Annotated in this window: 16 protein-coding genes; 8 read left to right on the forward strand and 8 right to left on the reverse strand. The window is 62.2% G+C overall.

Going from position 1 to position 21,637, the window contains the following annotated elements:
* Positions 1-24: 24 nt before the first annotated feature.
* Together BCY88_RS34965 and BCY88_RS40595 are read right to left on the reverse strand one after the other, a co-directional pair.
* Complete coding sequence (locus tag BCY88_RS34965; RefSeq protein WP_120348652.1) at positions 25-1,659, reverse strand: DUF1800 domain-containing protein; 1,635 nt, start codon at positions 1,657-1,659, stop codon at positions 25-27.
* Positions 1,660-1,840: 181 nt separating this feature from the next.
* The gene (locus BCY88_RS40595; RefSeq protein ID WP_120348653.1) at positions 1,841-2,179 is read right to left on the reverse strand and encodes a hypothetical protein; all 339 of its coding nucleotides are present in this window, start codon (positions 2,177-2,179) and stop codon (positions 1,841-1,843) included.
* A 229-nt stretch (positions 2,180-2,408) separates the two neighbouring features.
* Here BCY88_RS40595 and ompR point away from each other — a divergent pair, with 229 nt between their 5' ends.
* The 3 genes from ompR (at position 2,409) to BCY88_RS34985 (ending at position 5,274) form a co-directional block, all read left to right on the forward strand.
* Positions 2,409-3,143, forward strand: coding sequence for an osmolarity response regulator transcription factor OmpR (gene ompR / locus BCY88_RS34975; protein ID WP_006048917.1), 735 nt, complete (start codon positions 2,409-2,411; stop codon positions 3,141-3,143).
* Positions 3,144-3,187: 44 nt separating this feature from the next.
* Complete coding sequence (locus BCY88_RS34980; protein WP_054039512.1) at positions 3,188-4,537, forward strand: ATP-binding protein; 1,350 nt, start codon at positions 3,188-3,190, stop codon at positions 4,535-4,537.
* Positions 4,538-4,725: 188 nt separating this feature from the next.
* Positions 4,726-5,274, forward strand: a complete 549-nt coding sequence (locus BCY88_RS34985) for a peroxiredoxin (protein WP_120348654.1) — start codon at positions 4,726-4,728, stop codon at positions 5,272-5,274.
* A 455-nt stretch (positions 5,275-5,729) separates the two neighbouring features.
* Here the strand turns inward: BCY88_RS34985 and ispF are convergent, their stop codons facing one another.
* Both ispF and ispD read right to left on the reverse strand, forming a co-directional pair.
* The gene (ispF, locus tag BCY88_RS34990) at positions 5,730-6,209 is read right to left on the reverse strand and encodes a 2-C-methyl-D-erythritol 2,4-cyclodiphosphate synthase (RefSeq protein ID WP_120348655.1); all 480 of its coding nucleotides are present in this window, start codon (positions 6,207-6,209) and stop codon (positions 5,730-5,732) included.
* A gap of 46 nt (positions 6,210-6,255) precedes the next feature.
* The gene (ispD, locus tag BCY88_RS34995; RefSeq protein WP_120348656.1) at positions 6,256-6,972 is read right to left on the reverse strand and encodes a 2-C-methyl-D-erythritol 4-phosphate cytidylyltransferase; all 717 of its coding nucleotides are present in this window, start codon (positions 6,970-6,972) and stop codon (positions 6,256-6,258) included.
* Positions 6,973-7,093: 121 nt separating this feature from the next.
* Here ispD and mfd point away from each other — a divergent pair, with 121 nt between their 5' ends.
* The 4 genes from mfd to mscL all read left to right on the forward strand — a co-directional run bounded on the left by mfd (position 7,094) and on the right by mscL (position 13,546).
* Positions 7,094-10,576 (forward strand): transcription-repair coupling factor, encoded by a 3,483-nt coding sequence (gene mfd / locus BCY88_RS35000; RefSeq protein ID WP_120348657.1) that lies wholly within the window; start codon positions 7,094-7,096, stop codon positions 10,574-10,576.
* 104 nt (positions 10,577-10,680) lie between these two features.
* Entirely contained in the window at positions 10,681-11,919 is a 1,239-nt protein-coding gene (gene argE, locus BCY88_RS35005; RefSeq protein ID WP_120348658.1) for an acetylornithine deacetylase, read from the forward strand.
* Positions 11,920-11,974: 55 nt separating this feature from the next.
* The gene (locus tag BCY88_RS35010) at positions 11,975-13,009 is read left to right on the forward strand and encodes a threonine/serine dehydratase family protein (RefSeq protein ID WP_120348659.1); all 1,035 of its coding nucleotides are present in this window, start codon (positions 11,975-11,977) and stop codon (positions 13,007-13,009) included.
* An 87-nt stretch (positions 13,010-13,096) separates the two neighbouring features.
* Positions 13,097-13,546: a large conductance mechanosensitive channel protein MscL gene (gene mscL, locus BCY88_RS35015; protein WP_120348660.1), complete on the forward strand. Its 450-nt coding sequence runs from the start codon at positions 13,097-13,099 to the stop codon at positions 13,544-13,546.
* Between the two features lie 132 nt (positions 13,547-13,678).
* On the opposite strand, the gene BCY88_RS35020 is transcribed toward mscL, so the two are convergent.
* The 3 genes from BCY88_RS35020 to BCY88_RS35030 form a co-directional block, all read right to left on the reverse strand.
* Positions 13,679-15,670, reverse strand: coding sequence for a hybrid sensor histidine kinase/response regulator (locus tag BCY88_RS35020; RefSeq protein ID WP_120348661.1), 1,992 nt, complete (start codon positions 15,668-15,670; stop codon positions 13,679-13,681).
* A gap of 79 nt (positions 15,671-15,749) precedes the next feature.
* Positions 15,750-16,229: a response regulator gene (locus BCY88_RS35025; RefSeq protein ID WP_120348662.1), complete on the reverse strand. Its 480-nt coding sequence runs from the start codon at positions 16,227-16,229 to the stop codon at positions 15,750-15,752.
* 89 nt (positions 16,230-16,318) lie between these two features.
* On the reverse strand, positions 16,319-17,929 hold the full coding sequence (locus tag BCY88_RS35030) for a sensor histidine kinase (RefSeq protein WP_120348663.1): 1,611 nt from the start codon (positions 17,927-17,929) through the stop codon (positions 16,319-16,321).
* Between the two features lie 406 nt (positions 17,930-18,335).
* Here BCY88_RS35030 and BCY88_RS35035 point away from each other — a divergent pair, with 406 nt between their 5' ends.
* A complete protein-coding gene (locus BCY88_RS35035; protein ID WP_028196609.1) occupies positions 18,336-18,830 on the forward strand; it encodes a hypothetical protein in 495 nt (164 codons plus the stop codon).
* Between the two features lie 129 nt (positions 18,831-18,959).
* Here the strand turns inward: BCY88_RS35035 and BCY88_RS35040 are convergent, their stop codons facing one another.
* Positions 18,960-21,455 (reverse strand): AsmA family protein, encoded by a 2,496-nt coding sequence (locus tag BCY88_RS35040; protein WP_120348664.1) that lies wholly within the window; start codon positions 21,453-21,455, stop codon positions 18,960-18,962.
* Positions 21,456-21,637 lie beyond the last annotated feature (182 nt).

A 21,637-nucleotide genomic window follows, 5' to 3' on the forward strand; every position in this document is an offset into this window, starting at 1 on the left:
TGCGTCGGCGAACAACCTCATTGCTCACTTCAACTGATAAGCCGGGTCCATCAGCAACGCCTCCAGATACGCGCTGGCGGTTGAATCGGTGGCGATCGCGTCGACCGGCGTGAGCGGCAGGACCGCGTGCTGCAGTTGAAGCTCCACCGAGAGCCCCGGCTTCGCGGTCGGCGCGGCGTTGTATTGCGCGAGCCACGTGTCGATGTCAAAGCGTACGCCACCTTGGCCGGTCTGGCCGACTCGCGCCATGGCGCGCTGCATTGGCGGATTCCCTTGCATCGTGCCGGGTGTCCCGCTCGACGCGATCTTCGCGTTCATCGGATTGTTCGTGCGCCGCGGACCGGCCGTTTCGGTTGCGCGAAACAGTTGCTCGACGAATTGTTTGCGCGCAAGCAGCGTCGAACTATTGATCCATATCGTGCCGCCCGGCCACCCTTTGACGTTCGGCGGATAGAACAGGTTCTCGCCGAGCGTGCGGATCTCCGCGGCGAACGGCGCCGTATTGTCGTAGCCGATATCGAACGCACGCAGTGTCCCAACGACGAACTCCGCCGGCGATTTCACGAGGACGCCGCGGTCGCCGTCGTCCCAGAACGCGTCGCTCATGAAGAGGCCGCGCAGCGCGACCTTGATATCGTAGTGACTGGCGCGGAACTGCGCTGCGATCGGTGCGATGCGGGCGGCGTCCGGCGTGTCGGAGACGAACTCGCGCCACAGCTTGGTCGTGACGAACGTCGCGGTTTCAGGCCGGGCGAGGAGAATATCGAGCACCTGGTCGCCGTCGAACGGGCCGGTCTGACCGAGTACGGTCTTGTTACCGTCGTCGTGCAGGTTGGCGCGCCACACGTAAGCCTGCGTGTCGGGATCGAGGCTCCACCCCGTGTAGGCACGCGCAGCTTCCGATACGTCGCGCTGCGTGTAATGCCCTTCGCCGAGCGTGAACAGCTCCATCACTTCACGCGCGAAGTTTTCGTTGGGTTTGCCCTTGCGATTGCTCGCGCCGTCGAGGTATTGCAGCATCGCCGGATCTTTCGCGACGTCGTGCAGCAGTTCGCCGAAATTGCCGAGCGCGTCGCGGCGCAACAGCATGTTCTGCTGCGCCATTTCCTGCGGATACCCGACCTTGTCCTGCCCCGACGTGAAGTGGTTATGCCAGAACAGCGTCATGCGCTCGGTCAGCGGTGATGGCGTGCTCAACATTTCGCGCACCCACCATGCACGTAATATTTCGTAACGCTGGCCGCGCTGCCGCTGCTCGTCGCGGCGTTGATCGTCCGTCCACGTCTTGCGGATGTCGCGTGTCGGGATCGGCTCGAGCACCCACTCCGGCAGAGGTGTCACGGCTTCGGTCCGGACTGCCGCCAGTACTTTGTCGACGGCCTGTTCGCGCGTGAGTCCGACGTATTGAGCGAGTTCGCCGCTATCCGGCGCGAAACCGATACGCGTCAGGAAGAAGCGGGCATCGTCGGCGTCGAGAACGTCCTGCTCGGCCGGGGCAACAGCAGACGCTGCGGACGCTGCCCGATGCTTGTTGTGGGGAATATGAGCGGTGCCTTGCTGCACGGCTGCCGCCGGCGCGCACCACGTCACGGCCGCGAGCGCGGTAGCAGTGACCGCCAGCCAGCTTCTACCCTTACCGCCTGTCAGCAGATTCATCATCGATCATCCGGTTGATCCGGTTGCGGGGGCATCACGAAAAGGCATTCGCGCAGGCAAAAACGCGCTGTGCTCTGGCAACTCAACGGCAGATGGAACGGGAAAGTTGACGGGGGAAGTGCAACGAAATCTTTCACACGCGGTGAAAACGCGGCGAGCGCGCCCAGAGCGGGCACGGAAATAGCTAGCGTTTGTAGAGTTCGCGGACAGCGTCTTCGATATGCTGGCGCAACAGGCGACGTTCGTCGGGCGTCATATGGCCATCACGACGGCGCTGATCAAGATCGGGGGGAACTGCGGTGCGCATCATGGCGTCTGACGCAGGGCGCTCGCTGTTGGGGTTGTGGCCGGGGCTGTAGCGATTCGCCCTGGCGTTAGCCGACTTGGGCACGCGTTCGCTCGCAGCTCTGTCGGCCGAAGGCTGGGCGTGGGCGAGCGTTGGTCCCAGTGTGCCTGCAAGCGTCCCGGCTACCGCCAGTGCAATTACGCTTAGGCGCACATTCGGCCAAACCCCTCCCTTCATGTTGTTCCCTTCGTGGCGCGGCAACCGGCTACCTCAAATGCGTATACAAACCCCGGTAGCGAGCCGGGTGCGAGAGTTTTAGTCGAGTGAAGTATCCACCGAACAGCCGCATTCAGTAAAGGAGTCTACCTGCCGATGCTTTACGTCGTGCCACAGTGCGGGTAAATTTTGTAACTGACTGTAACCCGGTAAACGATGCAACCGCGCACCACTTTCTAATCGCGCTAAGATGCCGACCATGGAAACCAAAAACCCTTCGAAAATCCTCGTCGTCGACGACGATCCGCGCCTGCGCGATCTGCTGCGCCGCTACCTCGGTGAACAGGGCTTCAATGTCTACGTTGCCGAGAACGCGCCGTCCATGAACAAGCTGTGGGTGCGTGAGCGCTTCGACTTGCTGGTGCTCGATCTGATGCTGCCCGGCGAGGACGGCCTGTCGATCTGCCGCCGCCTGCGTGGCAGCAACGACCGCACGCCGATCATCATGCTGACGGCCAAGGGTGAAGACGTCGATCGTATCGTCGGGCTCGAAATGGGCGCTGACGACTATCTGCCCAAGCCGTTCAACCCGCGCGAACTGGTCGCGCGGATTCATGCGGTGCTGCGCCGGCAATCGCCGTCGGAGCTGCCGGGTGCGCCGTCCGAAACCACCGAAGTCTTCGAGTTCGGGGAATTCGCGCTGAATCTCGCCACCCGCACGCTCACCAAGGCCGGCCAGGAAATTCCGCTGACCACGGGTGAGTTCTCGGTGCTGAAGGTGTTTGCGCGCCATCCGCGCCAGCCTCTGTCGCGCGAAAAGCTGATGGAACTGGCACGCGGCCGTGAATATGAAGTCTTCGACCGCAGTCTCGACGTGCAGATTTCGCGTCTGCGCAAGCTGATCGAACCGGATCCAGGCAGCCCGCGTTTCATTCAGACCGTCTGGGGCCTCGGCTACGTGTTCATTCCTGACGGTGCAGCCTGAGTTTGCTCTCACCTCTCGTTTTTGATTTCTAATAAGAAGGGCCCATGCGGATCGACCGGCGCCTCCTGACGCTCGCGTTCGGCGGCCTTTTCTGGCGGACCTTTCTGTTGATCGCGCTGTTGATCGCAGTCAGTCTCGCCGCGTGGTTCCAGAGCTTTCGGGTGATCGAACGCGAGCCGCGCGCGCAGCGCGTGGCTTTGCAACTGGTTGCCATCGTCAAGCTCACGCGCACCGCACTCCTCTATTCCGATCCCGACCTGCGGCGCGCCCTGCTGCAGGATCTGGAGAGCAATGAAGGGGTGCGCGTGTATCCGCGCGAAACCACCGACAAGTACAAACTCCAGCCTGACGAGTCGCTCAACCGGCTGATCGAACACGACATTCGCGGCCGCCTCGGCGACGACACGGTCATTGCACAGAGCGTCAACGACATTCCAGGCGTCTGGATCAGCTTCAAGATCGACGACGACGACTACTGGGTGGCGCTCGACCGCGATCAACTGGACAACGCGACGGGCCTGCAGTGGGCAGGCTGGGGGGTCTTTGCGCTGGCGCTGTCGCTGTTCGGCGCGGCCTTCATCACCAGTCTCGTAAACCGTCCGTTCGCCCGGCTCGCCATGGCTGCGCGCAAGGTCGGCTCAGGTCAGTCGCCGGAGCCGCTGCCCGAGCGCGGCATGGGCGTGGCCGCCGAGACGAATCGCAGTTTCAACCAGATGGTCCAGGACCTCGAACAGCTCGAAGCCGACCGCGCGCTCATGCTCGCGGGTATCTCTCACGATCTGCGCACCCCGCTCGCGCGGTTGCGGCTCGAAACCGAAATGAGCCCCTCCGACCAGGCCACTAAGGACGCGATGGTCGACGACATCGAGCAGATGGACATGATCATCGGCCGGTTCCTCGATTACGCCCGTCCGGTGCAGCGGGTGCCGGAACCCGTCGATCTTTCCGTGATCGCCGGCGAACTAGCGGCGCGGATGCAGAGCGAAGACAGCATGCGCCTGATCACGCGCCTCGCGCCCTCGGCGGTCATCGAGGCGGACGAAACCGACATGCGCCGCGTGGTGGGCAATCTGCTGGAGAACGCGCGCAAGTACGGCTTGAGCGATGGCGACGGTATCCCGCATGTGATTCTGGAGACACGCGTGTCGCATTCACGGGTCGAGTTGTCCGTGGTCGACGAAGGCCCCGGCATTCCCGAAGACCAACTGGCCCTTGTCACGCGACCGTTCTATCGCGTGAACTCAGCACGTACCCAGGCAAACGGCACAGGCCTCGGCATGGCGATTGTGCAGCGCCTGGTGGGCCGCTATCGGGGCGCGTTGCGCCTGCGCAATCGCACGCCGGGTCCGGGTCTCGAAGTCACGATCGAGTTTCCGCTGGCAAAGGGCGCTTGAGTGCAAGGCACACTGCCCCCATACGCCGGTCGACCGGATTATTGAATAGCAGCCATTCAGAATACCAAAAAACTATCAAAACCATGACTCCATAGAGTCAAAGAAAAACATGTAACGTATTCGTAGCGACGGGCCGATGGCGTCGAGACTCAAGAAGTAGTTTTTCCATCACACGAAGGAGCATTCGCATGAAGACCGTCGGCGATAAACTCGAAGCGTTCACTGTTACTGCAGCCAAGCCCGGTTTCAACCATCATGAAGAAAACGGCGTGTCGGCGTTCGAAGAGATTACCGAACAGTCGTTTCCGGGCAAGTGGAAGGTTATCTATTTCTACCCGAAGGATTTCACGTTTGTGTGCCCGACGGAAATCATCGAATTTGCCAAGCTGGCCCGGGATTTCGAAGAGCGCGACGCGGTGCTGCTTGGCGGCAGCGTGGACAACGAATTCGTCAAACTGGCATGGCGCCGGGAGCACGAAGACCTGAACAGGCTGAATCACTATTCGTTTGGCGACGTGAAGGGCGAGTTGATCGACCAGCTCGGCGTGCGCGACAAGGAAGCTGGCGTGGCGCTGCGTGCCACGTTCATTGTCGATCCGGACAATACGATTCAACACGTTTCGGTGAACAACCTGAATGTCGGCCGCAACCCGGAAGAGGTGCTACGTCTTCTCGACGCACTGCAAACGGGCGAAGAGTGTCCTTGCAATCGTGCGGTTGGCGACACAAGGTCGTGAGCCGTGCGGCAACAGCCCGTTGTCAAAAAAGCAGCGGGCTTTTGTATAGATAGCCAATAGAAAATGCCAAAAGACGGAGCCTTTAATTAAGGCCAAGGCCCTGACACACCAAAGATATTCGGCCGAATCAAGTCTGGCAGAACCGCAAAACGCAGCCGGTGGTTTTCGAATTGCGCTTCGGCGCGCGCAGCGCCGCCGGAAGAATGACGCCCTTGTCACTAGCGCCGAATGTGCGAGAACACGGATTCCAGATGCACCACTACCGTGGCTGCGCGGGGGCCCCGCTTATGAGCTGGCGGTGTAAGCCGCTTTCTTTGCTTATCCTTCTTTGCGGCGGCAAAGAAAGTAAGTGCCGCCCCGCACAGGGGCAACACTAATAAACCACTAACAAAACAAGGAAAGGCCAAAACCACAAATGTACCAACAAAAACCCCGCCGACCAGGCAAAAAAACCATCAATTCCTGATCAACAAAACCGCAGCCTGCGCTTCAATCCCTTCCCCACGGCCAAGATACCCCAACTTCTCATTAGTCTTAGCCTTAACATTAACCCGCTCAACCGGCAGGTTAAGATCAGCGGCAATATTAGCCCGCATCCCTTCAATATGAGGCGCAAGCTTAGGCGCCTGAGCAACCACGCTGCTATCCACATTAGCAATAGAAAACCCAGCCGCCGTCACCCGAGCAAAACACTCGCGCAACAAAACCCGGCTATCCGCGCCAGCGAACCTCGCATCGGTATCAGAGAAATGCCGCCCGATATCCCCCATCGCGGCCGCGCCAAAAATAGCATCGGTAATCGCATGCAGCAGCACATCCGCATCTGAATGCCCGAGCAGCCCGCGCTCATAGGGAATCGTCACGCCGCCGATAATCAATGGACGCCCCGGCACCAGCGCATGCACGTCGTAACCCTGTCCAATTCTGAAATCCATATGCGTCAAGTCCTCAAGCCTGTTCGTTTAAATTTGATCTACCCAGTCAGGAAGTCGAAACCGGCCGGCACAGAATCGCCTCGGCCAGATCGAAGTCTTCCGGATACGTGACCTTGAAGTTACGCAAGCTCCCCTGCACCAACCTGGGCGCGTGCCCCAGCCACTCGATCGCGCTCGCTTCGTCGGTCAGATCGTGGCCATCCGCCTGCGCGCGCAAAATCGCCTCACGCAACATGCCGATACGGAACATCTGCGGCGTTTGCGCCTGCCACAGGCCGTCGCGCGCTTCGGTTCGGGCAATCCGCCCGTCGGACGAACCTGCCTCGATCCGTTTCAAGGTGTCCGCAACGGGCAAAGCCATGATGCCCCCCACCGCGTCGTCCTTCAGCGCGGCGATCAGCGTGCGGATCAAGCCCGGCGTAATGCCGGGCCGCGCCGCGTCGTGCACCAGCACCCAGTCGTCGTCATGCGCACCGAACTCGGCCAGCGCGTGCAAGCCGTTCAGCACCGATGCCTGGCGCGACGCCCCGCCGCTGCGGCGCACGGCGAAACGCAAGCCGCTGAAGCGGCGGGCGTCGAAGTGCTGGTCGTCGGGGGCAATCACGACAAGGGTTTGCGCAAACTCGCTGCAGGCGTCGAAAGCCGCCAGCGAGTAGTGCAACATGTCGCGGCCGGCGACAGTGCGATATTGTTTGGGCATCGCGGCGCCGGAACGGCTGCCGGTGCCAGCGCACGGAATCAGGGCAAATAGACGGGAAGTCACGAGTGCGGATGCCGCGAAGTGAAAGTAAACGACGGATTTTATAATAGGTCCTTCGCATCTACGCCCCGACACGCGTAAACTTGCCGATCACGTGTGAGCCCGAGGCCGTCTTTTCCCTTCTATGCCAGACATCGCCGCATCATTGCAGTCCTCCCCGCCCGTCGCGCTCGTCAAGACCGGCCAGCGTTTTGCCTTCGACGGCACGCACGGCTCGTCCGACGCGCTGCTGATCGCCCGCTACCATCTCGCCTACCGCGAGAAGGTGCCGCTTCTCGCGGTCGTCTGCGAAAGCGCGGTCGACGCGCAACGGCTGGCGCAGGAAATCGGCTTTTTCGCGCCCGAAGCACGTGTGCGTTTGCTGCCCGACTGGGAAACGCTGCCTTACGATACCTTTTCGCCCCACCAGGATCTGGTCTCCGAGCGCCTCGCCACCCTGCACGATCTCGGCGAAGGCCGCTGCGACATCCTGCTGGTGCCGGCCACCACCGCCTTGTACCGGATGCCGCCCGCCTCGTTCATGGCGGGCTACACGTTCTCGTTCTCGCAAGGCGAGCGCCTCGACGAAGCCAGGCTCAAGGGGCAATTGACGCTGGCCGGCTACGAGCACGTAAGCCAGGTCGTGCGTCCCGGCGAATACTGCGTACGCGGCTCGCTGCTCGACCTCTTTCCGATGGGCTCGCCGCTGCCGTACCGGATCGACCTGTTCGACGACCAGGTCGACTCGATCCGTGCATTCGACCCGGATACGCAACGCAGCCTTTATCCGGTGAAAGACGTGCGCCTGCTGCCCGGCCGCGAATTCCCCTTCGACGAGGCCGCCCGCACCGCCTTTCGCAGCCGCTGGCGCGAGACTTTCGAGGGCGATCCGAGTCGCGCGTCGATTTATAAGGATATCGGCAACAGCGTGCCCTCAGCGGGCATCGAATACTATCTGCCGCTCTTCTTCGACGAAACGGCGACGCTCTTCCACTATCTGCCCGAAGGTGCGCAACTGGCGTTTGTCGGCGATCTGGACGCGGCGATCAAGCGTTTCACCAACGACACCAAACAGCGCTTCAACTTCCTGTCGCACGATCGCGACCGGCCGATTCTGGAACCGCAGCGCCTGTTTCTCTCAGACGAAGATTTTTTCACGTTCGCCAAGCCGTTCGCGCGACTCGTCCTGCCGGCCAATGCGGGCGGCGGCTGGTCGACTCCGCTGCCGAATCTTGCGATCGACCGTCACGCGGAAGACCCGGTTGCGGCCCTGCGCGCCTATCTGGACACCACGCCAAACCGGGTGCTCTTCGCCACGGAATCGGCTGGCCGGCGTGAAACGCTGTTGCAGTTGCTCGCTGACAATCATCTGAGACCGGCATCGAGCGACACGTTCCAGAGCTGGCTTGCGGGCGACACCCGTTTCTCGCTTGGCGTCGCCCCGCTGGCCAATGGTTTTGCGGTGCCCGCGGACGGCATCGCGATCATCACCGAGACGGAGCTCTATGGTCCGCTCGCGCGCCGCGCGGGACGCCGCCGTCAGGAACAGGCGAGTAACGTCGACTCGATGGTGCGCGATCTGTCCGAGCTCAAGATCGGCGATCCGGTGGTGCATTCGCAGCACGGCATCGGCCGCTATATGGGCCTCGTCACAATGGATCTCGGCGAAGGCGATACCGAGTTCCTGCACCTCGAATACGCGGCCGACAGCAAGCTCTACGTACCCGTCGCGCAGTTGCACGTGATCTCGCGCTACAGCGGCGCGGACCCGGAAAGCGCACCCTTGCATTCGCTCGGCTCAGGCCAGTGGGAAAAGGCCAAACGCAAGGCCGCGCAGCAGATCCGCGACACCGCGGCAGAACTGCTGAACCTGTACGCCCGCCGCGCGCTGCGCGAGGGTCATGCGTTCGCGCTCGAACCGAAAGACTATGTGAAGTTCGCCGAGAGCTTCGGCTTCGAGGAAACCCCGGACCAGGCCGCGGCGATCGCCGCCGTGATCGGCGATATGACGAGCGGCAAACCGATGGACCGCCTCGTGTGCGGCGATGTCGGCTTCGGCAAGACCGAGGTGGCCCTGCGCGCGGCATTTATCGCCGTGATGGGCGGCAAGCAGGTCGCGCTGCTCTCGCCCACCACGCTGCTCGCCGAGCAGCACACGCAAACCTTCAGCGATCGATTCTCCGATTGGCCGGTGCGCATCGCCGAATTGTCGCGCTTCAAATCGACCAAGGAAGTCAACGCGGCGATCCAGCAGATCAACGAAGGCACGGTCGATATCGTGATCGGCACGCACAAGCTGCTGTCCTCGGATGTGCAGTTCAAGCGGCTGGGGCTCGTGATCATCGACGAGGAACACCGGTTCGGCGTGCGTCAGAAAGAGGCGCTGAAAGCGTTGCGCGCCGAAGTCGATGTGCTCACGCTCACGGCTACGCCAATCCCGCGCACGCTCGGCATGGCGCTCGAAGGCCTGCGCGACTTCTCCGTGATCGCCACCGCGCCGCAAAAGCGCCTCGCGATCAAAACCTTCGTGCGTCGCGAAGAAGACAGCGTGATTCGCGAAGCCATGTTGCGCGAACTGAAGCGCGGCGGCCAGGTGTACTTTCTGCATAACGAAGTCGAGACGATCGAGAATCGCCGGCAGATGCTCGAAGCGCTTGTGCCCGAAGCACGCATCGCCGTCGCGCATGGACAGATGCATGAACGCGAACTCGAGCGCGTGATGCGCGACTTCGTTGCCCAGCGCGCGAACGTTCTGCTGTGCACAACGATTATCGAAACCGGTATCGACGTACCGAGCGCCAACACAATCCTGATTCATCGCGCCGACAAGTTCGGCCTCGCGCAATTGCATCAGCTGCGCGGCCGCGTCGGCCGTTCGCATCACCAGGCGTACTCGTATCTGCTGGTGCACGATCCGCAAGGACTGACCAAACAGGCGCAGCGCCGTCTTGAAGCAATCCAGCAGATGGAGGAACTCGGTTCGGGCTTCTATCTCGCGATGCACGACCTCGAGATTCGCGGCACCGGTGAAGTGCTTGGCGACAAGCAATCGGGCGAGATTCAGGAGATCGGCTTCCAGCTTTATACCGACATGCTGAACGACGCCGTGAAGGCGCTCAAGGAAGGCAAGGAACCGGACCTCACCGCGCCGCTCGCCGCGACCACCGAGATCAATCTGCACGCGCCCGCGATTCTGCCGGCAGACTATTGCGGCGACGTGCAGGAACGCCTGTCGCTCTACAAGCGCCTCGCTAATTGCGAACACAACGATTCGATCGACGGCATCCAGGAAGAGTTGATCGATCGCTTCGGCAAGTTGCCGCCGCAAGCACATGCGCTCGTCGAGACACATCGTCTGCGATTGGCGGCCAAGCCTTTGGGCATTTCGAAAATCGATGCGGGCGAAACGGTGATCGGCTTGCAGTTCATCCCCAATCCGCCGATCGACGCGATGCGGATCATCGAGATGGTGCAGAAACACAAGCACATCAAGCTCGCGGGTCAGGACAAGCTGCGTATCGAAACGCGCAGCCCGGATCTGGCCGTGCGGGTAGCGACGGTTAAGGAGACCTTGCGCGCGCTCGGCACGCCGAGCCGCGGCAACACGGCCACGGCGGTTGCGCGCTGAGGTGCCGGTTTTCCGCTCATGCTGCGGTGCGCAAACGCGTACCGCAGCATACGGGTGATAGTTTTTTGGGTATGATCGAAAGACTCAAATGCTGGAGTCTTGTCATGTCTCACGTCGCTGAATCAGCACAGTCCTCGCAAACGCCCGCCTCTGCATCGAATTCCTCCTCGCCTGCCTCGCTTCCCTGGGTCACCCGTCTCGTGTCGATGGACACAGTGAGCCGCAATCCGAACCTCGGCCTGATCGAAACGGTGCGCGACGAATTGCGCGCGGTCGGCATCGAAGCCACGCTCACTCACGACGAAAGCGGCAAATGGGCCAATCTGTTCGCAACGATTCCCGCGCACAACGGCGAAACGAATGGCGGTGTGGTGCTGTCGGGCCATACCGACGTCGTACCCGTAGACGGTCAACAGTGGGATAGCGATCCGTTCAAGCCGGAAATTCGCGGCGACAAGCTGTACGGCCGCGGCACCTGCGATATGAAAGGCTTCATCGGCGCGGCGCTCACCCTCCTGCCCGAGATGCAGCGCACAAAGCTCGCCAAACCGATTCACTTCGCCTTGTCGTTCGACGAGGAAGTGGGTTGCGTAGGCGCACCGCTCCTGATTGCCGATCTGATGAAGCGCGGCGTGAAGCCGGACGGCTGCATCGTCGGCGAGCCGACCAGCATGCGTCCGATCGTGGCGCACAAAGGCATCAACGCCTACCAGTGCTGCGTGCGCGGCCAGGCAGCGCATTCGTCGCTGACGCCGAAGGGTCTGAATGCCATTGAATACGCCGCGCGTTTGATCTGCTACATCCGCGATATGGCCGATCAGTTCCGCGAGCAGGGTCCATTCGACGAACTGTATGACGTGCCCTTCACCACGGCGCAAACCAGCACGATCGTCGGCGGCAATGCGATCAATACGGTGCCCGCCGAATGCAAATTCCAGTTCGAATTCCGCAATCTGCCCACGCTCGACCCCGAGCCGATCTTCGCGCGCATCGATCAATATGCACGCGAAACGCTGCTGCCGAAAATGTTGCGCGAGCATCCATCTGGCGCCATCGAGATCACGAAAATCGCCGCGGCACCGGGCCTCGATTCGTCTGAACAAGCTGCGATCACGCAACTCGTGCGCGCGCTGACCGCCGACCAGGACAAGCGCAAGGTCGCCTACGGCACGGAAGCCGGGCTGTTTTCGCTGGCGGGTATTCCGAGCATTGTGTGCGGCCCCGGCGACATCCAGCAGGCGCACAAGGCCAACGAATTCGTGGCGCTGGATCAGCTTGTGGCGTGCGAGCGCTTCCTGCAAAAGTTCATCCACAGCATGTCGGTCGAGGCGCACGCGCACTGAAACTGACTCCGGCAAAAATAGTCTTAGCCATATCGAGGAAAAACACACCCACGCCATGTCAACCGCCACGCCGCAGCACACCGACCATACGATCGACGGTGAGCCGATCCCCACACTCGACGACATCGCCACGCAGCACTTTGCATTGACGCCGTGGGTAACGCGAACGCCAGTGTTCGATCGGCTCGACTTTCCGTCGCTGGAAGGTACGGTGGTGAATTTCAAGTTCGAGTTGCTGCAGGCGGGCGGCAGTTTCAAGGCGCGTGGCGCGTTCACCAACCTGCTCGCACTCGACGAAGCGCAACGCAGCGCGGGCGTGACCTGTGTTTCGGGCGGCAACCATGCGGTAGCGGTCGCTTACGCGGCAATGCGTCTTGGCATCAGCGCGAAGGTCGTGCTGTTTCGCGCCGCCAATCCAGCCCGCGTCGCCTTGTGCCGGCAGTATCGCGCCGACATTGTGTTCGCGGAGAACATTGCCGAGGCATTCGAACTGGTGCGTCGTATCGAGGCGGAGGAAGGCCGTTACTTCGTACACCCGTTCAATGGTTATCGCACCGTGCTGGGCTCAGCCACGCTCGGCTATGAATGGGCCACGCAAACGCCCGACCTCGAAGCGGTGATCGTGCCGATCGGCGGTGGCGGTCTCGCCGCCGGTGTGGCCACCGCCATGCGGCTCGCCAATCCCAGGGTGCACGTGTACGGCGTCGAGCCAGAAGGATCGGACGTGATGGGCAAGAGCTTTGCCGCCAATCACACGATCAAGATGGGCCACATGCACACGATTGCCGATTCGTTGGCGTCGCCGCACACCGAGGAGTACAGCTACGAGTTGTGCCGCCGCCATATCGACCAGCTCGTCACCGTCTCAGACGAACAGTTGCGCGCGGCCATGCTGACCTTGTTCGGACAGCTTAAGCTTGCCGTGGAACCCGCGTGCGCCGCGGCTACGGCGGGGTTGCTCGGACCGCTGCGCGAAACGCTGCAAGGCAAGCGCGTGGGCGTGCTGCTGTGCGGCACCAATACCGACCCGGTCAGTTTTGCCGCGCATATCGAACGGGCGCGCCATAGCCAGTCACAGTTTCCAGAATAGAGGCAATCCGCTCTTTCCTCGCCGGGGGACTAGCCTATCCCTCTCAGATTGGTATGATTCGACCATCGACTTCTGGGAGGAACGTATATGAGCATGATTAAGGAATTCAAGGAATTTGCCCTTAAAGGCAACGTAATGGATCTGGCCGTCGGGGTGATTATCGGCGGCGCGTTTTCCACCATCGTCAATTCAATTGTTAAAGACCTGATCATGCCGGTTGTCGGCGTTGCCACCGGCGGCCTCGATTTCTCCAACAAGTTCGTTCGCCTCGGCGATATTCCCGCGAGCTTCAAAGGCAGTCCCGAATCGTATAAAGACTTGCAGACGGCAGGCGTGGCGGTGTTCGGTTATGGCTCGTTCATTACCGTGGCCATCAACTTCGTGATTCTCGCGTTCATCATCTTCCTGATGGTCAAGTTCATTAACAACCTGCGCAAGCCGGCTGATACAGCGCCGGCTGAGCCGCCGCCGACGCCGGAAGACGTCGTGCTGCTGCGCGAGATCCGCGATTCGCTGAAGAACGCGCCGCCGCGTTAAGGCGCCCGCTTCAAACATTCGCCCAGGTGCATTAGCCGGTGAATATAAAAAAGGCCTGTCGCGAGAAGATCGCCACAGGCCTTTTTCATGCCCCGCGCAAATTACGCGGCCCCAGTCGGTTCGCCAAACACGCTAGGCGTCCTTTTTGTCCGCTTCGCCTTTTTCCGCCTTCAGGCTCAGCGCGCTTTCAATCATCGTTTCGAGCTGTCCGAAATTAACAGGCTTGGTCAGATGCGAAGTAAAGCCTGCGCTCAGGCACCGGCGCACATCTTCGTCGGTGCCGAAGCCGGTCAACGCGACCGCCGGTACATCCGAATGCTCGCGGAACGCCTTGACGAAATCGAGACCGGTGCCATCCGGCAAGCCGACGTCGCTGATCACCAGATCGAAGCTTTGCGACTGGGTGGCGGCCAGTGCATCGTCCACCCGCCCTACCGTGGTCACGTCGTGGCCGAGGCTGCGAATCAGTTGGGCCATCACCTCGGCGGTATCCACGTGATCTTCGATCAGCAGGATAGTCAGCAGGCCGGGAGGACGCACCTCGTCAGGCGCTGCAACAGGCGCTATTTCGGCGGGCGCGGCGGCAGTCGGCAGCGTGATCGTGAACGTCGCGCCGCAGTGGGGCCCCGGGCTCTGTGCGATCACCGTGCCGCCATGCACGTCGGTCAGCGCCTTGGTGATCGCGAGACCCAGGCCCAGGCCGCCGAATTGCCGCGTCATGTTCTGATTGCCTTGCTCGAAGGCGTTGAAGAGTTTGCCGATCTGCTCGGGCTCGATACCGATACCCGTGTCTTCGACTGAGATCTGCACGTGCATGCGTTCATCGTGCGTGCGGACGTAGATATGGCCGCCGTCCGGCGTGAACTTGGCGGCGTTGCGAATCAGATTCCACAGCATCTGCTGCAGCCGCGCCCGGTCGGCGAGCACATAGTGGTGCTCTGCGTTCTTGTGGACATGTACGTCCTGCTGCTTGACCTGGATCTCGCTGCGAAAGAGTTCGAGCACACTGTCCATCACCTCATGCACGTCGACGGTTTCGAGCGACAGACGCAGCTTCCCGTTCGCCACGCGCGTGAGATCGAGCAGGTCGTCGATCAGGCGCGCTTCGAGTTCGATGTTGCGACGAATCATGCGCACACTCGCACGTGCCTGATCCGGCAGGTCCGGAATCATCTCCAGCACGCTGGCGCCCGCCAGTACAGGGGTAAGCGGCGTGCGCAATTCGTGCGACAGCATGGCGAGGAAACGGTCTTTCGCACGATTGGCCTCTTCCGCGATCTGACGGGCGGCCTGCTCCGAGGCAAGCAGCCGTTCGCGCTCCTCGATCGCCTCGCGCTGCGGGTGAATATCCGTGCAGCTGCCGAACCATTTGCTGATGTTGCCCTCGGGGTCGCGCATGGCAACCGCACGGACGTCGAACCAGCGATACTCGCCGTCATGGCGACGAATCCGCAGCTCGTGCCGATAATCGCCGGCGCCGCCCGTCACGGCCTTGAGCCAGGTACGGCGAATTTCTTCACGATCGTCGGCATGCACCGCTTCGAGCCAGGCAAGGCCGTACGAACTGCTTTCCGACAGGCCCGTATAGTCAAACCACTGCTTCGACAGGAAATCGCAATCGCCCGCGGCGTTGCAGGTCAGCACGAGGTGCGGCAAGGCCTCCGACAAGGTCCGGTAATGCTGTTCGCGGTCGCGCAGCAGCAAAGCTTCGGCCGAAGCCTTCTGCAGGCGCACCTGGGACAGCACCCGTTCCACGGCCTCGGGCAGGTAATCGAGGTAGTCGCCTGATTTCGGCACCACGTCGGACACGCCCGCGCGTAACGCTTCAATCACGCGGGATTCGTCGGTGAAACCGGTCACGAGGATGGCGGGAATCCGCACACCTTCGGCCCGCAAGCGGCGAAAGAAGTCGAGACCGGTTTCCGGCCCGCTCAGCTGGTAATCCAGCACCAGCAGGTCGGGCGTGCCGGCGGCAAGGCGCTCGCGGGCCATATCGACACCGGAGCAGATTGCAACCCGGCAGCCGGCGCGTTCGAGCGACTTGCGCGCGAGTCGCAAGATGCCTTCGTCGTCATCGACGACCAGCACATACGCGGCGGGTTGCGTGGTCACTTCTTCGGTCATGCGGAGTCTTCTTTGGCTTGGTCTGGTGTCGCTATCTTGTCATGAGCCGCTTTCGGCGCGCCTTCACATGGAGCGGCCGTCAAGGCGCCGCCATGCGATGGCCCACCGGCAGCTTGACCACTTGCAGGAAGAAGCCGAGACGGCGCACGGCTTCGATGAACGCGTCGTATTCGACTGGCTTCGTGATGTAGACATTGCAGCCGAGTTCGTAACAGCGCTCGATTTCGCGCGGATCGTCGGTCGTGGTCAGCACGATCACGGGCACCGCGGCTGTTTGCGGCGAATCCTTCAGGCGCCGCAATACCTCGAAGCCATCCACACGTGGCATTTTCAGATCGAGCAGCACGACGAAATTCGTCAAATCCTCGCGCGGCGGGTAGGGACTGGCCGCGGGGTCCGCCGGCGCCGGGCCGAAGAAGTAATCGAGTGCCTGCTGACCATCGCGAAAGCGCACGAAACCGTTTGAAATCCCGGCACGGCGCAGATTGCGCTCGACCAGCGTGGCGTGGCCGTCGTCGTCCTCGATCAGCACGATACTGACCGTTTCCCCGTGATTCATATGCCCTCCGTGCGGACAATCCGTTTTTGCACCATGCTTTTAGCTATCCCCAACAGTTTCTCCTGATGCCTGCTCCAACCTGCGCCGACTCAATTGCGCGCAGGCTGCTCCGGCAACACGACGAAAAAGGTCGATCCCGCGCCTTCCGCGGACTCGACCCAGATGCGCCCGCCATGCCGTTCCACCATGCGCCGCACCACCGCAAGGCCCACCCCGTCTCCGTGCGCGACGTCGACGTGCAAACGCTGAAACGCCCGGAACACCTTCGACATATACGCTGCCGGAATCCCGAGGCCATTGTCACGCACATAATATGTGCGCGTGCGTACCGCGCGCGGCTCCGTCTCGTCGACGGGTTCCGGCTCCAGCGCACCGATCTCGATGCGCCCATTGCGCGCCGGGTCGAGATAATTGAGTGCGTTGCCGACCAGGTTGCTGAAAATCTGCTCGATCGCACCGGGGTCGCCCCATGCGGGCGGCAATTCGCGCACGGTGACCACCGTCGCCCGCTGGCTAATCACGCTCTGCAGCGCGTCGACCACCCGCCCCACCACCCGTCCGACACTCACCCGCTGCCACTGGTATTCGAGCCGGCCGGCACGCGAAATCCGCAGGAGCGCGTCGATGATCGCCGCCGCCTGCGTCACCGCGGTGCGCAGATACTGCAAAGACTCGCGCACGTCGCCGTCAAGGATATGCACCATACGCCGGTGTTCCGGCTCCGGCAGATTCGCCGTCTCGACGAGGCTATCGAGTTCGTCGCACGACACCTGCAATTCCTTCGAAAAACCCTGCAGATTCACCAGCGGTGAGCGCAGATCGTGCGACACGCTGTAGATGAACATTTCGTTGTCTTGCGTCTCCTGGCGCAGTTCCTCGTTCACACCCGCCAGTTCCTGCGCGCGCGCCTCGAGCCGCGCTTTCAGCAGGGTCTGCTCGCCTTCGGCCTCGCGCAGGCGCGCGCCGGTCTGGTGCAGCACCGCGTCGAGCGCGGCAATTTCGTCGCTGCCGGACAGCGGCGCCGCCAGCTCCCAGCCGCGGCCCAGACGTTCGGCGTTACCCGTCAACACTTCCAGGCGCCGGCCGATGCTGCGCGCAAAAACCACTGCGGTAACCGCCCAGATCAGCATCGACCCCAACACGGCGGCGATCAGCGCGTATTGCTGGCGTTCGTGGCGTCGTGCCAGCGCCGCGGAGCGCTCGGCGTCGAGCCGCGAGGCCTCGCTGCCAAACTCGGCGAGCTGGTCGCGAAACAGTGCGATCTGCGCGGGGAGCGCGCCGGTATCCCGCGCCGCAAACGAGTTCACGCTGTGCCCCGCGCGCAGCGCCTGCGCGATCGCCGTGGCCTGCACGCGATACGCATCGATCGCCTGTTGCATCTTGTGTACGCGTTCGGCCTGTTGCGGCGTATCGGCGACCAGCGTTTCGAGGTTCGAAAGCCGGTCGCCGAGATCGACCCAGACGGTATGGCGGTCGATAAACGACGGATCGCCGACGACCATGCCCGTGCGGACCCGCGCGGCCTGGCGCAGCAGCGGATCGACAATGCCCGACGACTGATAAAGGATCTGCTTGCTGTTGCTGACCCATTGCGCGGCCTGCGCCGTTTGCTCCTGGGTATCGAAGACGACGCCCAGAAGCGCCAGCTCGACCACGCTCGGCACTGCAATCAGCAGCAGACCCTTGGTGAATAGTTTCATGTTCGCCCGAAGGGTCGTTCAAGCCGCGGCGTGCTTGCCAGTCCTGCACGGATCACACGCCTCGCCGCATCGCACGGGCAGCCCGTTGCGGCGCGGGATTGGCGAGCACGCCGCGGTGCGGCCGGACGGGCCATTATCGACGTGAATGTGAGATATTTCAACGTAGCGGCAGGATGCGCTTGCGCACACAAAAATGACTTTTTTATTGATACGGGATGTTTTTTCGGTGGCGCCTGAGTCTATGATGGAGACAGATGTGCTGGGAAGCGAAAGCGCGCGGCGAGGCGGTTCGGCATGATTCGTGCGGGAGGCGGTGGGACGGTGGAGACACCGAATCATCGTGAATCCGACCTTGTCGTATGCTATAAAAGATCGACGTGCGGCGCGCGAAGCCGGGAGTTGTCGCATGAGGACGCTGCGTTTCTTGCAATTCTTTTTCAGGCGAATTTTTATGTCCTTCCCGAAAAAGCGTAGACGCGCGAAGGTGGACGGCGATGAGTCGTTCCTCGCGGTACTACGGCATTTCAAGCCCTTCGGTCAGCTCGACACCAAGATTGCACGCGCTCGCGCGCAAGACGAGCCCGTACTCTATGCACATGTGCTGCCAGGGCTAGACGTTCTGCTGTGCAGCGTGCGAGGCGCACAACCGCCCTATCCCGCGCCTGCCGAATTGCGCCGCCGCTGTATCGAATCCATTACCAATGCGCTGGAACAGCCGCTCGACGGCCTCGAGAATGGCGGGTACTGGTATGAAGCCGATGGCTTCGGGTTCCTGGTGTTTGCCAGCCGGGCTCGAGGCAAGATCCTGACGGAGTTTGGCGCCACCCGCGTCGGCGGTGCCCGGCGAGGGGTTCGTCGGCAGGATGCTGCGGGAGACGCCGCGCCGCGCTCGCTCAGGTAGTTCCTTCCCTTGCTTGTTCGGCGCCGGTGTTTTCGGGCACGCGGCGCCGATTTTCCGTTTTTCCCTTCCTTTTTTGTCCCCTGCCTGGACGGCCGCTAGTCCAACCGGCCTCAGACCAGGCAAAAAGCATCAATTCCCCTTGTATTCGGCCGCCGTGGCCGGCGGCATGACTGCCGCGGGCTTCTTGCCGGCCGCGGCGGCCGAATGAGCATCAGCGGCAGACTTGTTCACGGGCACACCGTCGAGGGAAATGGCCGGCTTGGGCGCCTGCTTCACGCCGGGCGGCGGCGCGCTCGGCGCCTGCCGAACCTGCGACAGCAACTGCCCGCACGGCAGCGGTTTGTTATTGCTAGGCGCAAGCAGCGGAATCAGCGCCGCAAACGGATTGATCAACCCGAGCCCGATCGCGGCGCCCCCTCGCAACGCCAGCGCGGCGGCATTGACCCCGACGTGCGGGTCCTTGAACGTCCCCTTCACATACAGCGGCGAGCGCAGCGAAAACACCCGGAAACCCTTGGTATGCGGATGCACGCCAAGATCCATCGATTCATCGCGCAGATTCACGTTGCCGTCGATATCAATCACCGCGTCGTCGGTGTCGAGCGCAAAAATACGCGAATCCAGCACACCATTCGTCGCGACAAAGTCCGCCGCCGCGCAGTTGATCTTCACGTCGCGATTGCCAAACAGCTTTTCGTAGACCACATTCGCCACGTTCAGCCCCGCGGCTTCCATCAGCAGGCGGCTCACCGTTCCGTCCGTCACCAATGCCTTCACCTCGCCGTTCGAACTCGCCGCCAACGCCGCCGGCGAATTGCCGGTCGCGCTCAACGCGGCGTCGCCGTTGATTTCGCCGAGCGCGTTCTGCATCGTCTTGAAGTTCGGGAACAACTGCTTGAGCTTGAGATGCCGTGCAGACGTTGCGAAACGCCCCTTCAACGGGGTCGTGCTGCCGTCCAGATGAATATCCGACGACAGCGAGCCGCCCGCCACGCCAAACTTCAGCGGTTCGAATGACAACACGCCGTCGGTCATCACGACGTGCGTGTACAAATCCGTGATGGGCAAGTTGGAGTCCTTGACGATGCGGTTCCCCGTGAACTTCACGTCGGCGTCGATCGCTTTCCAGCGGTCGGTGCGAAACTCTTCCACGGGCAGCACCTTGTTGCCCGGCTGCACGGTTGCGTCGCCGCGCTTCGCCTTGCTGGCCTTCGAGTCCGCGCCGATGATAGGCGCCAGATCGGCGAATTGCAGCAGATGCGACACCAGTTCGCCCTGCAACAGCGGACGCGGCTCACGCGCCGTATAAGTCAGCGAGCCGTTCAGATCGCTGCCGCCCACCCGGCCCGTAAAGTTCTCGTACTTGAAGACGTTGCCGCTGGACTTGAACTGTCCGACGAGACGCCCCTCGGTCGCATACGGCGGCGTATCGGGCAAGGTGACGCCCGTCAGCGAATATAGCCGCGCGAGGCTGTTGCCTTGCAGCCAGAGGCGCAGATCGACCGCGGCAAGATGCGCCGGATCGGTGATCGTGCCCACGAGGCCGACGCGCAGATCGCCGGCCTTCACGTCGGCCTGCACCGGGAACGGGCGGTTGGCGTCCTGTAATGCCAGCACACCGCCGACCTTGCCGCTACCGGACACCGGCGTCCTGTTGTACGTACCCTTGGCGGTCCAACCGATCGCGTAGGGCGGGATCACCGGTTTCGCGCCGTTTGCCGGGCCGCCAGCAGCGGCATTGGCGCCCGATGCCGAGGCGAGCGCCGCGCCGCTTGCCCCCGCGCCTGCCCCCGCACTCGTACCGTTCGCCTCGCTTGCAAGCTGCACGCCCGAGGCGCCATTCGCCGCACTCGCGCCAGACGCGGTGACTTGTGCCGACGCCGCACCGGAAGCCGCCGCCGCAGACGCCGCCGCCGCTTCCGATGCAGCCTGCGCGTTCGCCTGCGCGGCGAGCTTGCCCGCGCCGGCCTTGCCGACCGCCTCCGCCGAGGCGCTGCGCGATGCCGCCTCCTGCTGCTTCATCACCTCGCCAATCGGGATCGGCTGGCCGAGCGTATCGATGGCCACCAGCACTTCGACCTTCGCCTGCTGGTCGGACAGCGCGACATTACCCTTCGCAAACGCGATGTCGTGCAGATCGAGCCGCCATTCGGAAGGCCCGCTCGACGACGCCAGCTTGAAGGTCCAGTTATTGCGCCCGTCGAGCAGCCGTTCGAGGTCGACCGACGGATTCACGAGATTGATCGCGGGAATCACGATATCGTGCGCGAGCAGCGGCAACACCTTGACCTCGAAGTCGATTTCATCGAGCGTCGCGAAGTGCGGCTGTTTGGCCCAATCGGGATTGCCCACCGTGATGTCGGCCGCCGAGAAACGCGGCCAGGGCACCCAGCCACGCCAGCCGGTCTCGCCGACCGGATGCCGCCATCCGACTTTCAGGTCGCCGTTGATCGCGAACGGCCGGCCGATCGCCTGCGTGACCTTGTCGTCGACATAAGGCCGCGCCCGGTTCCAGTCAAAGGTCAGAATGAAAATTGTCAGCGCGGCAACCAGAATGACGATGATCGCCACCAGCCATGCGATGATTTTTCCAATCCGCCTTCCAATCGTGCTGGATACCGCCATTGAGAAGCTCCGCCTTTGTTCTTCGTTGTGCATCGGGGCAGCACGTATCGTGCCTGGTAATATTGTCTTAAGGGTGTCGTTTTATCATGCCGCAAAGCGCGGGGAGGCGTTACCTGCGATGCGAAATGTCAATGAGCGTCAATGAACGTCAATCAATGTCATGGCGACCGCCGAATCCACGC

It is taken from the genome of Paraburkholderia fungorum (genome assembly GCF_003610895.1).
Lineage (GTDB): Bacteria > Pseudomonadota > Gammaproteobacteria > Burkholderiales > Burkholderiaceae > Paraburkholderia > Paraburkholderia fungorum_B.

Coding starts and splice junctions, on each gene's coding strand:
- BCY88_RS34965 (WP_120348652.1), bottom strand. CDS start 1,659: ATGATGAATCTGCTGACAGGCGGTAAGGGTAGAAGCTGGCTGGCGGTC.
- BCY88_RS40595 (WP_120348653.1), bottom strand. CDS start 2,179: ATGAAGGGAGGGGTTTGGCCGAATGTGCGCCTAAGCGTAATTGCACTG.
- ompR (WP_006048917.1), top strand. CDS start 2,409: ATGCCGACCATGGAAACCAAAAACCCTTCGAAAATCCTCGTCGTCGAC.
- BCY88_RS34980 (WP_054039512.1), top strand. CDS start 3,188: ATGCGGATCGACCGGCGCCTCCTGACGCTCGCGTTCGGCGGCCTTTTC.
- BCY88_RS34985 (WP_120348654.1), top strand. CDS start 4,726: ATGAAGACCGTCGGCGATAAACTCGAAGCGTTCACTGTTACTGCAGCC.
- ispF (WP_120348655.1), bottom strand. CDS start 6,209: ATGGATTTCAGAATTGGACAGGGTTACGACGTGCATGCGCTGGTGCCG.
- mfd (WP_120348657.1), top strand. CDS start 7,094: ATGCCAGACATCGCCGCATCATTGCAGTCCTCCCCGCCCGTCGCGCTC.
- argE (WP_120348658.1), top strand. CDS start 10,681: ATGTCTCACGTCGCTGAATCAGCACAGTCCTCGCAAACGCCCGCCTCT.
- BCY88_RS35010 (WP_120348659.1), top strand. CDS start 11,975: ATGTCAACCGCCACGCCGCAGCACACCGACCATACGATCGACGGTGAG.
- mscL (WP_120348660.1), top strand. CDS start 13,097: ATGAGCATGATTAAGGAATTCAAGGAATTTGCCCTTAAAGGCAACGTA.
- BCY88_RS35020 (WP_120348661.1), bottom strand. CDS start 15,670: ATGACCGAAGAAGTGACCACGCAACCCGCCGCGTATGTGCTGGTCGTC.
- BCY88_RS35025 (WP_120348662.1), bottom strand. CDS start 16,229: ATGAATCACGGGGAAACGGTCAGTATCGTGCTGATCGAGGACGACGAC.
- BCY88_RS35030 (WP_120348663.1), bottom strand. CDS start 17,929: ATGAAACTATTCACCAAGGGTCTGCTGCTGATTGCAGTGCCGAGCGTG.
- BCY88_RS35035 (WP_028196609.1), top strand. CDS start 18,336: ATGAGGACGCTGCGTTTCTTGCAATTCTTTTTCAGGCGAATTTTTATG.
- BCY88_RS35040 (WP_120348664.1), bottom strand. CDS start 21,455: ATGGCGGTATCCAGCACGATTGGAAGGCGGATTGGAAAAATCATCGCA.